The sequence below is a fragment of the Desulfovibrio sp. JC010 genome (assembly GCF_010470675.1).
Classification (GTDB): Bacteria; Desulfobacterota; Desulfovibrionia; order Desulfovibrionales; family Desulfovibrionaceae; genus Maridesulfovibrio.
This window is the reverse complement of record NZ_VOIQ01000003.1, coordinates 223,103-236,548: the sequence shown is the minus strand read 5'-3', so window position 1 is coordinate 236,548 and position 13,446 is coordinate 223,103. Positions and strand designations below refer to the sequence as shown.

The following is a 13,446-nucleotide window of genomic DNA, read 5'->3' as shown; positions in this document are numbered from 1 at the left end:
TTTTGAAAAAAGGGTTTAAGAATCCCAAAAACTTTTATTAAGGCTTCGCCGTTAAAATTTATAAATTCTATTAGATATTCTCTGCGAGGACCTCGGCAATATCTCTTACCTTCATTGCACCATTACCGCTCTGCTTCATGCCTTCTTCAAGAGTTGTCAGACAAAACGGACAACTGGTAACGAGCTGGTCGGTATTTGTCGAAGCCGCCATTTCAGCGCGCTTGATGTTCATCTTCTTGCCGCCTTGGGACTGGGCCAGAAAACGCCCGCCCCCGGCACCGCAACAGACTGCTTTCTGGCGGTTAGTATCCATTTCGCTCAAACGTCCGCCTGCAGCCATAATCAGATTGCGGGTGGGTCCGTAGATATCATTATGGCGTCCAAGATAGCAGGGGTCGTGGTAGGTGCAGGAAAATTTCTCACCCCTGACTTTCAGTTTGCCTTCGGCCAGCAGACGCTCCAGATATTCAGTATGGGAGAGAACTTCCGCAGTGAAACCGAAATCACGGTAGTCTTTGTTCAGGGTATTGAAACAGTGCGGACAGGTGGTGACTACGGTCTTGATACCGTACTTCCTGATCCGGCGGATATTTTTCATGGCCAGCTCTTGAAAGAGATATTCGTTACCCAGCTTACGGGCAGGCTCGCCGCAACACTGTTCCTGCTTGCCAAGAATGGCTACATTCACCTTTGCGGACTGACAGAGTTTAATGAAGCTGTGGGCCACGTTCTTGCTGCGCTGGTTATAAGAAGCGTAGCAGCCCGAAAAATAGACAATATCCGCTGTAGGTCTGGCGGACAGGTCAATAACGTTAAGTTCCTCAAACAAGGAATCACGTATGGAAGGCTCGCTTCCAAAAGGGTTACCGGTCACTTCAATTCTCTCCATAGCTTGTTGTACTTCCTGTCCCGGAAATTCACCTTCCATTAAGGCAAGATTCCGGCGCATTTCAACGATCCTGTCCACATGTCCCATGGACACAGGACAGACTTCCTCGCAGGCCAGACAGGTGGTGCAGGACCATATTGCTTCCTTACCCACCGATCCGATAATTCCCTCCTGCGGGGAATTAAAAGAAATTTCATTAAGTTTCCCCACCAATTCCATGGGCGAGAGAGGCAACCCCGCATTCAAGGCCGGGCAGACTTCATCACAACGTCCGCACCGGGTGCAGCTGTCCAGTTCCAGCAATTCCTTCCAGCTGAAATCATGGACATGTGCGGCCCCGAAATTTTCAATAGTCTCATCTTCAAGATTGAGGGGGACAAGGGCCGCTTTGGGTCCCTGCCCAGCGAGAAGTGAGGTTGCGCAGGCAGTAAGCATGTGCTTCATGGCGGTGTAAGGAACCAGCCCCATAAATCCAAAGGCCAGAATTGCATGAACCCACCAGAGCTTTTTATGCAGGGCAAGCAGATGCCCCTGTCCAATTCCCTCAAAAATCAAAGCCAGCGTATAACCAACCGGAGACCACAGGGATTGCAGACTGTCCATCTCCGTAACGGCCATGCGTGTGCCTTCAACCGCGAAACCGGAAACCAGTACCGCCAGCAGCAGGGATAAAACAGCTATTTTTCCGGTTCTCTCTTTATCCTTCTCGGCCCTTACCCGTCTGATCAGGAAGTAGGAGACAGCCCCGGTTCCGATGAATCCGCCGAGATCGAGAATGAAAGAGAACAGAAGGTAAAAACGGCCCTTGAGAAATTCGATTCCAAAAATCGGCCCGCTCAGATGTGTCTGCACTGCGATGAGCAGACTTCCTCCGAAAAACATCAGTATGGACCAGAAAAGCAATCTGTGAACCCTGCCGCTGAAGCTGCCTTTTGCGACCCTTTTTTGTGAAAGAACCTCCGCCAGATTGCGAAGTATTGCTTTCCCTTGAAAGCGGCGGGCCACGGGGCGCCCCTTCCTGTAAGTTTTTACAAGACGGGTCACCCCGAGAACCGCTGCAGCAACTGCAAGCAGTAACAGGAGGGACATGAGGGACAGGGAAGAAACCTCAGGTCCGATGTTCCAGTATATTTCACGGGTAAAATCCATGTAATTTACAGAACTCCTTTTGGAGGAAGCTTTGGCAGTGTATTTGGAAAGAGCCGCAGGGTAAGGGAAGAACCCCGCGGCTCTCTATTTACTAATTCTACAGATCCAGTTTGCCGGGGTTCATGATGCCGTTGGGGTCGATGGCTTTTTTAACGCGCTCAAGGACCTTCCAGCTGGAACCGAGGGTATCTTTAACGTAAGGCAGACGGGCCAGACCACCACCGTGATGGTGGGAAAGGCATGCGCCGTGCTTTACGCAGATGGACATGGCAACATCCCAGATTTCGAGCATTTTCTTCTCAGCGGTGGCATCGTCTTCTTCCTGACCGAGCAGGATGATGTACAGGGAAGTGCCCTGCGGATAGACATGGGAGAAGTGGCCGAGAACTTCAGCTGCGTAAGGCTTCAGGGCTTCCTTCAGCTCGGTGTAGGTATCCATGATGCCGTGCCAGAAGTGGGCAATTTCGATGGTCTCAGCCAGACCGCCCTTGGATTTGAGCAGATTCTCAACAGTGGAGAAATCGTAACGGCGACCGCGCCATGCTTCTACTGCATCGGGACCGATCTTCTTGCCGTTGAACTTGGCGCAGATGTCCATGCAGGCTTCGTATTCGGCCTTGGCAACAGCTTCCACACCTTCAAAACCGAGGAACATGACACACTTGTCGAATTCCTTGTCCTGCATGGCGTGCTTTGCTTCTTCGAAATCGTAGTAGCGGACCAGTGCGGGCTTGAGGCCTTCGCGGGTGATGATGCGCATGACGTCAACACCGTCCTGCACGGAATCAAAAGTGATGGCTTCGAGGATGCGGTCATCAAGCAGAGGGAAGATTTTCAGGGTTACATCGGTAACAACGCCGAGGGTTCCTTCAGACCCCATGAAGATGTGGCGGAGATCCGGCCCCATGGCTGCGCGGGGTACGTTCATGGTTTCAATGATCTCACCGCCGGGCATTACCGCAGTGTAGGTAACCACGAGGTCTTCGATGCCGCCGTAACGGGAGGAAAGCTGGCCCATGGCACGGGTGGCAACCCAGCCTGCAACAGTTGAGCGATCAAGGGACTGCGGGGAGTGGTTCAGGGTGTAACCGCGCTCGTTCAATTCAGCTTCCAGCTTGTGACCGAATTTACCGCACTGCACTTTAACCATGAGGGAATTTTCATCAAGGGCGATGACTTCGGTCATGGCAGTGGTATCGAGAGCGATGCCGCCTTTTGCGGGCAAAGCCTGACCGGTAACACTGGAACCGCCGCCGTAAGGAGTAACGGGAACTTTGTTTTCATCAGCCCATTTGAGAATCTCGCTGACCTGCTCGGTACTGTTGGCTTTGACCACAACATCGGGACCGAACATGCGCTTGCCTTGATTCTTCCATTTGAAACAGGCGGGCCAGGTATCGTAGCTGTGGTCCATGATAGACTGCTCATCGGTAAGCACAGCTGCCGCGCCGATGGTTTCTTTCAGGCTGTCGATCCATACGGGATTGGCAGAGGGTTTAAAGTTCTTTTCGGTCTCGGCAATAAAGTTCACGAGGGTATTTTGTCTGGCATTCATTTTCATAACTCCTAATTTGCGAAATCATTTGTTCCGGGTGCGCAACGGTTTGCAGCTACCCAATTTGAATAACTATCAATTTCTTTCCCTGTCTGCTCCGCGGACCAGCCAAGGTGTTTTGCCATTTCGTCAGCGACGGAGGAGGCGATGGACAGACCTCCATCACGCCGCCAGTAGAAGAGTGAGGCCCTTCTGGTGAAAAAGTCGGTGATGGTCCGGGACATTTCGTATTTCACTGCGTAAATGACCTCGGCCCGGATTACATCGTAACCGCCCATATCATCGGCGCAGGAAGGATCGCTTTCGATCATCTCGGCCATGAGCAACGCGTTGCCGCCGTAGAGGGAAAGCAGCCGCTCTTTAACAGCTTCCGGGAGATTCATGGAAGCGAGCTTGCTCTTGGCTGCGTAGGTTTGCCCTGCAGCCCCGCCGCTGACCGGGACTTCATGGGTGTTGGAAGCCGGAATATCCTTCATGCCGAAAGTCTGGCCCAGCAGTTCAACAGCCTTATCCACAACCTGAAGGCCCATAACCCGGGCAGTGGTCAGCTTGCCGCCGCCGATGGTCAGCAGACCTTTGGGGCTGACGAAGATTTCATGTTCACGGGAGACCGCGCTGGCGTTACGGGAATCTTCCGGCGCGATGAGCGGGCGAAGTCCGGCCCATGTGGCGATAATATGATCGCGGGTCAGATTACGGCCCGGAATGGTGTGGTTGGCGACATCGAGGAGGTAATCGATATCTTCATCTGTGGCGGTGACGTTATCCAGCGGACCGTCATAATCGGTGTCGGTGGTTCCGACGTAGACCAGATCGCCGTCCAGCGCGGGAATGGGCCAGACCACACGGTTATCTCCGGGAGCGCGCAGGAATACAGCATGATTCAGCGGAAAATCTTCCTTGCTGAGTACAATGTGTACGCCCTTGGTGGGACGCAGGCGGACATCACCCACACCCTGCTCCAGATGGCGGACGGTATCCACCCACGGGCCGGTGGTGTTAATGACCTGTTTGGCGGAAATAGTTCCCACTTCGTTGGAAAGAACGTCCTTGATTTCAACGCCGTTGATACGTCCGTTGTTCTCAGTGAATCCGGTGACTTCCATATAGTTTGAAATGTGTGCACCGCCAACAGCCGCACCCTTGATGGTCTCGATGGTCAGACGGGCATCGTCAGTGAGGAAATCGTAATAGTAGCCGCAACCTTTGAGGCCGTCGGAATTGAGATGCGGTTCCATCTCACGCAGCTTTTTGGCCTTGTACATCTTGTGGCGGCGGATGGATGGTGCGCCGGAAAAGAAATCGTAAAAGGTCAGCCCCAGATTGAGCTTGAACAGACCTTCCGGGTAGCCGTCATACTGCAGGTACATGAACGGTCTGGGATGGGAGAGATGCGGAGCGAGTTTGAGCATGAGTTCGCGTTCCCGGCAGGCCTCGCGGACCATTCGGAATTCAAAACTTTCCAGATAACGCAGCCCGCCGTGCAGAAGTTTGGTGGAGCGGCTGCTGGTGCCCCATGCGAAGTCATTTTTTTCAACTAACGCAACTTTGAGTCCCCGAAGCGCGGCGTCCCTTGCGGTGACTGCTCCGGTAATGCCGCCGCCGATGACCAGAATGTCGTAGGTTTCGTTGGCAAATTGCGCGATGGTAGTTCTTTCCATTGTAAAAATCCTAGGTAATTGTTTTTCTGCCGGGAGCCGCGTGGGAGTGTATGTCCGGCTCCCGGCAAAAAAACATGGTGGTGGTTATTTAGTGCCTCCGGCGGCCCTGCCGGGGGCCTTAAACCCTTTTGCAAAAGGGTTTAAGAATCCCAAAACCTTTTAATAATTTTGGTTGGATTAGTTCTATTTATTCCTCATCATCCTTGGCCCAGTTCATGGCCCGCTTTACTGCGCGGTTCCAGCTGCGGTAGAGGCTGTCGCGCTCTTCGCTGCTCATCTTGGGCTTGAAGACGCGGTCTACGGTCTGGTCATCAAAACAGGCTTCCGGGCTGGGCCAGTAGCCTACTGCCAGTCCGGCCATGTAGGCTGCACCGAGGCTTGTAGCTTCAGTTACGGAAGGACGCACAACTTCGGCATCGAGCATGTCGGCCTGAAACTGCATCAGGAAATTGTTGGCAGAAGCACCGCCGTCAGTGGCCATTTTCCTGATTTCCACACCGGAGTCATCCTGCATGGCACCGATGAAGTCCTTCATGGAATAAATGATGCCCTCCAAGGTGGCCCGGATCAGATGGGCGCGGGTGGTGCCACGGGTGATGCCGATGATCATGCCTCTTGCATAGGAATCCCAGTAGGGAGCGGAAAGTCCGGCCAGTGCGGGCACGAAGAAAACCCCGCCGTTATCATCAACGGATTTGGCCAGCTCTTCAGTGTCCGGGGAAGCTGGGATCATTTCCGCACCGTCGCGCAGCCATTGCACTGCTGATCCGGTTACTGCGGAATATCCTTCAAGGCCGTAGGTGGTCTCGCCGTTCATGCGCCATGCAATGATGGTGTTCAGGCCGTTTTTGGAGATTTCGGGCTTGGTACCGATGTTCATATCAACAAAGGATCCTGTGCCGTGGGTAACTTTCAGGGTACCCGGCTCAATGCAGCCCTGCGCGAAGAGTGCGGCATGCTGGTCGGCAATGGCCCCGGTGATGGGGATAGGCACACCGAGGAAGGATTCGTCGGTCATGCCGTAATCGCCGGAATCAGGCATTACTTCGGGGAACATATTCAGCGGCAGTCCGAGGAAATCCAGCCATTCGCTGTACCAGTCATCTTTATGCAGATCGTAAGCCCCGGTAACGGAGGCGTTGGATGCGGAAATCGCGTGGGTCTTGCCGCCGGTGAGCTTGTAAATCAGCCATGAGTCGATGGTACCGAAAGCAAGGTCGCCTGCTTCAGCTCGTTTGTTGAATCCCGCAATGTTATTCTTCATCCAGTGCAGCATGAGCGAGGAGTAAACCGGGGCCATGGCCCAACCGGTTTTGCCGTAAGTCTTATCAGCCCACTCAGCACGGATTTCTTCCACATAGTCGGCGGTACGGGTATCCTGCCAGACAATGGCGCGGGAAATGGGTTTCCCGGTGCGTTTGTCCCAGACGATGGTGGTGGCACGCTGGTTGGTGATACCGATGGCCGCGATCTGAGAAGCCTTCAGCCCCGCTTTTTCAAGGGCCTTACGAGCCATGCTGCGGGTTGCACGCCATATTTCCTGCGCGTCATGTTCCACGCGGTCCGGCGCGGGATGATGCTGTTCAAATTCAGTGTAGGCCTGTGCCTTGATCTCGCTGTTGCGGTTGAAGATAAGTGCCCGGGTTCCGGTGGTACCTTCGTCGATAACCATTATATATTTCTTTTCCATTTTGATCCCTCTTTTGAGTGCCTTCGGCGACCCTGCCGGGGGCCTTAAACCCTTTTGGAAAAAGGGTTTAAGAATCCCAAAACTTTTTATTAGGCTTCGCCATTAGTTTTTTACAATCACCTTAGCTTAATTAGAAAGGCATGGGTATTTTGTAGAGACCCAGATTTCCGCAAACCAGAGACAAACTGGTCACTGCGGCGATAGTGCAGGCCGGAGGATCGATATGGGTGTCGCCGTGTACGTGGAAAGCATCGGCGAAATATTCGCCGAGCACTGCGGCGATGGTCCCGAAGATGGTACCCATAAGAATACTTCCGCTGGACGCGGTGACCACGGCGGCGATGAGGGTGATGTGGTGGGTTACCGGAACCTGAAGACCGAAGAAAAGGAATGCGAGACTGGCTGCGGAGATAGCGAAGCCGAATACAACGCCGCCGTTATCCACGCCGATGGCGGTGGTCAGGTAGGCGGAAAGCGCACCTGCGCCGACACCGATGATCAAACGCTGACCGAGGCTGCTCTGCCAGGGAACCCATTCAGTTCCGGGAGCGGGTTCGAATCTGCTGGAACCTTCAGCAACTTTACCGAATATACCGTTACCCCAGATAACCCGGACGATAATACCGGAAACAACAACAGAAAGGGCGATGGTGTCGGTCCACGGAAAATTAACCAGAGTGAAAAGATAGTTGAGGAGATAGCCGACAATGCCGAAGATACCGCCGATGAGCAGCACATCAGGCTTATTAAGACCCATCATGGGAGAAACAATATCTTTACCGCCGCCTTCGAGAACACCTTTTTTAGCTGCGTACGCCGCTGCGGCCACGCCGGATGCAAACCCGCCCACATGGGGGCCGAAAGCAGCACCGAGGGGAACGCTAAGCAGATCAGCCCCGGTTGCCTGTGCAGCAACACCGACCAGAATAAGAATACCGACAAAAACAAAGGCTGCCAGTCCACCGATTGCAGCACCGAAAATTCCACCAGCAAAAGCTACCAATAAACTTAAAGTTTCCATTCTTCACCTCTTGAAACCAAACTCTTTGCCAATCTTCGGATGCACACCCCGTGCACTCCCGGCTTTCCCAAGCCTGCGGTCCTTTTCCTAACATTTGCGGACCGCTTTCCGCATTGACTGACGACCAACGTCTGATTTATCTTTAAAAGTTCAGAAGGCGCACCACTCCTGTTCAGTCTGCCCGCAGACCTCAGGTAATGCGATCTAATCCCCTGTTGCAGCAGGTTGATCTGATCAGTACGCTTTCGGTTTCCCAAAGCCGGGCAGCAATGTCCGGCTTCTTTTTTTTGCAGTTTCCCTTTTTAATTCCTCCTCTATTTTACAAGGACGACAGTCAGTGAATAGCTGTCTCCCCGGTTGAAACATCTTGCGTATTTCAAGGGTCTACCCTCTTCGGAGTAGAGCACTCTTTCCCCGTAAAGGACCGGGCTGCCGGATTCTGATTCAAGGATGCCGGCCAGTTCATTGTCGGCCAGTTGGGCCTTGAGTTTCTCAACAACATTGGCCAGACCGAAACCCATGTTTTCGATCAACTGCCAGGTGTGCTGTTCATCCAGTCCGAGGTCGGCTGTAGGGATGTCGACCAGATCGGAAAACAGTGAGAGTGGAAGAAAAGCATCATGATAAGTGATGGGGGTCCCGTCCATATAGCGCAGGGTGGTCAACCGGATAAGATCATCGCCCACCTTGATCTGCAATGCTTCGGCCTGTTCTTCATCAGCCTGCACAATTTCACGTTTGAGCAGTTTGGCTGAAGGCTCATGGCCTTCCATACGACAGGTAGAGAAAAAATCTGTAAGATGGGTATGGTCACGTTGAAAAGGCGACTGACTGACAAAAACACCGACCCCGTGCCTGCGGTAAACCAGTCCGGCATCCACCAACCCGTCAATGCTCTTGCGGATGGTCATACGGCTGACCCCGAACTGAGCCGCCAGATCATGCTCCGGAGGCAACCGATCGCCGCAACGCAACTCACCCGAACGAATCTGGGCACTGATGTGCTCCCGGGCCTGAATATATCTGGGTATTCCTCTGGTATTCAATTGCATTTTGTCCTCACCAAACAGGGATTAAAAACCAAATCAGCTAGATGTCTATACATCAGCTTGTCTTGATGTCTATACATCTCCCAAAACCCCGCCTGTGTCAACGGGTTTCGGCGATTTCAGCCGGTTCTGCGAGTTGTATACCCGGTGCCAGAGCAGACATTACTCAAGGATTTCGGGGCGGGCGGTACTGTAGTTTTTTGGAAAATAGTTTGTTGTCTAGCATTATAAAAAGAAACCCCGCAATGTTTCAGCACATCCGGGGACACTCAAGTCAAAAAGCCAGCAACAAAATCCTGCCGAACATAGTCATAGCCGGACAGACCTAAGCCGTGGTAGCTAAAACTCGTGGACCGGATGAACCATATAATTTTACATGGCGCGGTCTCATAATTGCTAAAACATGGAGTACAGCTGCAATGAAGATCAAAGGAAAGTCCGCCCGCTCAATTCCTTCAAATGCAAGAATCGCCATTTACGGTGCCGGTCAATTAGGATTTATGCTCATGGAATATTTACAGCAAAATTGGCGTAATAACACAATTCCTTTTTTTATTGATTCGTACAAGACTGGCGAAGCTTACGGTTTTCCCGTTATTCACGTTGATGAATTATTCCAGAATAAAGAGCGTTTTGACCTAGTTGTAATTGCTTCAGAGTACTGTCATGATATAGCCGCAACATTGCAGCAAATGGGTTTTGATAATTTTATCCTGCTTGATAACGAGAATTTTCTGTTTCGTGATATTTCATCAAGAAGCTTTAGTAATTATAATAGATACCTATTAGAGCATAAAAAATATTTACCTGACATGATGATGATGCAAATTACTTCACGATGTAATTTTAAATGTAGAATGTGCGCCCATGAAAGCTGGGGCAACGACCTTGGAGATATGGATGATGATTTAGCCATACGTATTTTAGAAGAATGCAGAGATCATAATGTGAGCAATATTCATTTCTATGCTTCCCAAGGAGAGCCTCTTCTACATAAGAATATTATTAAATATGTAAAAATTGCAAACGATCTTGGTCTAACCTCCACTATTGTTACAAACGGGTCTTTGTTAAATGAAAATAAAATTAAAGAACTGTTTGATTCTGGACTGAATAAACTGGGTTTATCCTTTGCAGGGTATGATAAAAATAGTTATGAATCTGTCTATTTTGGAGGAAAATTTGAACATATAGTTAAATGCATTCAACTAGCTAAAACGGAAGTAGCAGCCAGAGATCGTTCTCAGCAGATGTGTGTAAGTGGAACACTTAATTCATCGGACTCTGAGTACCATAATAAAACTCTTGAGTTTTTACGGAATCTTTCTTTGAGTGAGTGCGAGATTGAACTTAAGCAGCCTGCAAACTGGAGAGGATCATTAAAATCAGGTGTTTATTACCCCTTGAGGGATATTTATTCTCAGTTGCCTATTGACGATAGCGAGGTTTTATTTTGTCCTCTTGTAAAACGTTGGGGGGTATTTGTTGACGGCGATATCGCTCCTTGTGGCTGCATGAATTTTGAGAAGGTATACACGTTAGGCAATATTATGAATACAGGTTTATTGGAGATGGCTGATTCCGAAAGTTACAGGATGGTGGTCGAATCTTTGCTGTCAGGAGATTTAAGCGGCAATAAATTGTGCGCTAAATGCGACTTTCCGTATAAACTTGTTTAGCTGTGAGTGAATAAATATTTCGCAAGGGTAATGATGATTTTTGGGTTTTGTGGATTGTTAATTTTGTATAAATGAGAAGTTAAATGTATTTGAGGTTTTAAGATGGAGTGTGAACGTACTTTTCTTGTGGTAAGTAGCGTTCGTTCCGGTTCTACCTGGCTGGAAACGATGCTTGGCTCCTTGGCCGATGTAACTGTTGACTTTGAATTTAAGTGGATCCCCGAATACTATGCTTATACCCCGGAACCAGTACACAAACACATACCAAACAGTTCTTTTAGTTGCCAAACTGCTTTAACAGAAATTGCCGGAGAGACTCTTATAAAGGGGTCAAAACTTACTCTGGAAGCCTGTCCGCATCTTGACCATGAATTTGCTGATCTCAAACAGACTGTAGATTCAGAAATCAGAATAATACATTTGCGTAGAAGGTATCGTGATGTGTATCTGTCCTTGATTCGAGGATGCATGCACTTGGTCGATAGGAATAGTGTTGGATTTGACGATTCTTCAAATAGTGTAATTCTAAATGCGATACTTGAAATTGAAAAACAGGTTATTGAAACGATGGATAAACCTCCATTTGTCGCGGACACCAAGTTTTGCCGGATGGTGATGGAATCCTTGGTGGCTAATGACAGGTGGGCAGAGTCTTTGCGTGAGAATAGGCGACATTTTTTTACTATTGATTATAATAATGTACACGCAGACTTTCATAAAATGGCTTCTTTTATCGGATCCAAGGCCTCCCAAAAAGAGCTAGACACTGTTTTGAAATGTCCATTGACTAAAAAATTGCCGAAATGGCCCTTCAGGGAAAGAATAAAAAATTATAATGAAGTTGAAAAAATTATTGAAGAATATGAAGGAAGTATTCATTTTTGAAATTCCCGTAAATTAGAGAACTTACCCACCCAAACCTTGACATATAGACCTTTTATATCTCTGCGTTTACACTGCCACCACAACCGTCATCAAAATTTAATTTTGCGTACTATTCCAGCCTCATTTCAAAACTGCCGAGTTTTGTACGCAGATTTGCGTACACTTTGCGGACAGAATTCCCATTCTTCTACTTCCCAAACGGACACTTAGGAAAAGTGCAGGAGCGACAATTAAGACAGAGTCCACCCTCAGCTATTCGGGCAAGACTCTTACGGTCCAGAGTCTGGCCCGCAAGGATACGGGGGAGCAACAAATCGAAGCTGGTAGTCTTATAGAACAATGCGCAGGCCGGAACGCCCATGACATCCACATTGCCGATCTTCCCGGTTAATAGCATGGTTCCGGGTAACGCCGGTACTCCGAACAATGCATCCTGAAGCCCCGCATCAACCAACCCTGCACGGGTGGCATCATCCGGGTCAACGGAAAGTCCGGCAGTGGTCACAATCAGGTCCGCTCTCTGTTCGAGAAGCTCCTTTACGCCGTTTGCGATAGCTTCCCGGTCATCCGGCACAATTACACTTGCAACGACGTCACATCCGAGACGTTCTACCTTTCCACTGATGATAGGGATAAATTTATCTTCGATAAGCCCCTGAAAAACTTCTGTTCCGGTGACTAAAATTCCAACCTTGCCCCGTCTTAGAGGCGTGACGGAAAAAAGCGGTGCTTCGTCCAGCACACTTAACGCATTACGGAAAACTGTCTCGGAAATATGTAAGGGAATCGCCCTTGTTCCGGCTACCGATTTTCCTTCATCAACAAGGATGTCGCCCTGCCGGGAAGTGCACATCACATCCGGCAGCATGTTAAAACGCTCAAGAATATCCCTGTTGATGGTAAAAAGACCTTTGGACGCCGCGCAAAAACTTATCTTACCCTCTTCGGGCGGAGTCTTGAAAACGACTCCTTCCCCGGCCATGCGCTCGGCAAAGGCTTGTACCGCTTCGTTCTCATGGACCATGCCGCCCGCAACACTTTCATCCTGAACATAAATCCGGTTACGGCCCATCTGCTGCAAACGGCAGACATCCCCGGCTGTGATTTCCTGTCCCGCTTTGAATTCCGGTCCTTTTGATACTCCGGGTTCAATGCGGGTCATGTCATGAAGGGCTGTTTTGCCAACAGCATCTTCTACATCCACTGGCACAACACAACCTTCACGAACAACATCCCGTGAACCGCCCACATAAGGCACCTCGCCCTGACAACCCCGGCAGATGGCTCCGTCGCTAAGCGGGTATGCTTCGTTGCATGAAGGGCAGATACCGATATCACGCATGTGCTTATGCCCCATGAAATCGGATGTGATCTGCACCGGGGTGATTGTGCATAACGAAGGCCCGGCCTCACGGATTTCCGCGAAAAGCTTGTCGGTGTCCTGCTCCTTTTTAGGCTTTAGTTTAAGGAACCAGGCCTTGATTTCCGGCCAGTTTTCTAACTTTTCGGTATCGATGTGAATGCGCACCCCTTTGCCAGTGTATTTATCATACAAAGACAGGGCGTACCGGCCCAATTTGATCACTTTCATCCAACCGTTTCCATATGAACAAAGGGTGAGGATCTGGACTGCATCAGGCAAGCATTTCCCGGTTTCCACTACCGCATCAAAAAGCGTGTCTTCGGGAAGATGCTTCTTGGCTTCCTCAACCATATAGCCGCCGATGAGCAAACCCGGAGCAGGGTAACCATGGAATTTACGGGCAACTTCCTTGAACTCTTCAAATGTATACGGTCCAATGTTCATAGGTCTGGATGTCCTTATAAATTTATGACGTGCAGGGATAAATCCCCTACACGCCTTTCAT

General features: G+C 50.0%; 9 protein-coding genes. 2 read left to right on the top strand and 7 right to left on the bottom strand.

The features are described 5' to 3' along the window. Positions 1 to 70: 70 nt before the first annotated feature. The 6 genes from FMR86_RS05065 to FMR86_RS05040 all read right to left on the bottom strand — a co-directional run bounded on the left by FMR86_RS05065 (position 71) and on the right by FMR86_RS05040 (position 9,017). Positions 71 to 2,038: a (Fe-S)-binding protein gene (locus FMR86_RS05065; protein ID WP_163349999.1), complete on the bottom strand. Its 1,968-nt coding sequence runs from the start codon at positions 2,036 to 2,038 to the stop codon at positions 71 to 73. 97 nt (positions 2,039 to 2,135) lie between these two features. Next, the gene (locus FMR86_RS05060; RefSeq protein WP_163349998.1) at positions 2,136 to 3,593 is read right to left on the bottom strand and encodes an FAD-binding oxidoreductase; all 1,458 of its coding nucleotides are present in this window, start codon (positions 3,591 to 3,593) and stop codon (positions 2,136 to 2,138) included. Positions 3,594 to 3,604: 11 nt separating this feature from the next. After that, positions 3,605 to 5,254 (bottom strand): glycerol-3-phosphate dehydrogenase/oxidase, encoded by a 1,650-nt coding sequence (locus FMR86_RS05055; protein WP_163349997.1) that lies wholly within the window; start codon positions 5,252 to 5,254, stop codon positions 3,605 to 3,607. Positions 5,255 to 5,441: 187 nt separating this feature from the next. Continuing rightward, positions 5,442 to 6,944, bottom strand: coding sequence for a glycerol kinase GlpK (glpK, locus tag FMR86_RS05050; protein ID WP_163349996.1), 1,503 nt, complete (start codon positions 6,942 to 6,944; stop codon positions 5,442 to 5,444). Positions 6,945 to 7,074: 130 nt separating this feature from the next. Beyond that, positions 7,075 to 7,965 carry a permease gene (locus FMR86_RS05045; RefSeq protein WP_163349995.1) on the bottom strand — a complete coding sequence of 297 codons (891 nt, stop codon included), beginning with the start codon at positions 7,963 to 7,965 and terminating at the stop codon, positions 7,075 to 7,077. Between the two features lie 314 nt (positions 7,966 to 8,279). After that, on the bottom strand, positions 8,280 to 9,017 hold the full coding sequence (locus FMR86_RS05040; RefSeq protein WP_163349994.1) for a GntR family transcriptional regulator: 738 nt from the start codon (positions 9,015 to 9,017) through the stop codon (positions 8,280 to 8,282). 329 nt (positions 9,018 to 9,346) lie between these two features. On the opposite strand from FMR86_RS05040, the gene FMR86_RS20545 reads away from it, so the two are divergent. Together FMR86_RS20545 and FMR86_RS05030 are read left to right on the top strand one after the other, a co-directional pair. Continuing rightward, the gene (locus tag FMR86_RS20545) at positions 9,347 to 10,693 is read left to right on the top strand and encodes a radical SAM/SPASM domain-containing protein (RefSeq protein WP_163349993.1); all 1,347 of its coding nucleotides are present in this window, start codon (positions 9,347 to 9,349) and stop codon (positions 10,691 to 10,693) included. Between the two features lie 102 nt (positions 10,694 to 10,795). Beyond that, complete coding sequence (locus FMR86_RS05030; RefSeq protein WP_163349992.1) at positions 10,796 to 11,578, top strand: sulfotransferase domain-containing protein; 783 nt, start codon at positions 10,796 to 10,798, stop codon at positions 11,576 to 11,578. Positions 11,579 to 11,765: 187 nt separating this feature from the next. Here the strand turns inward: FMR86_RS05030 and FMR86_RS05025 are convergent, their stop codons facing one another. After that, the gene (locus tag FMR86_RS05025) at positions 11,766 to 13,385 is read right to left on the bottom strand and encodes an FmdE family protein (protein WP_163349991.1); all 1,620 of its coding nucleotides are present in this window, start codon (positions 13,383 to 13,385) and stop codon (positions 11,766 to 11,768) included. Between the last annotated feature and the right edge of the window lie 61 nt (positions 13,386 to 13,446).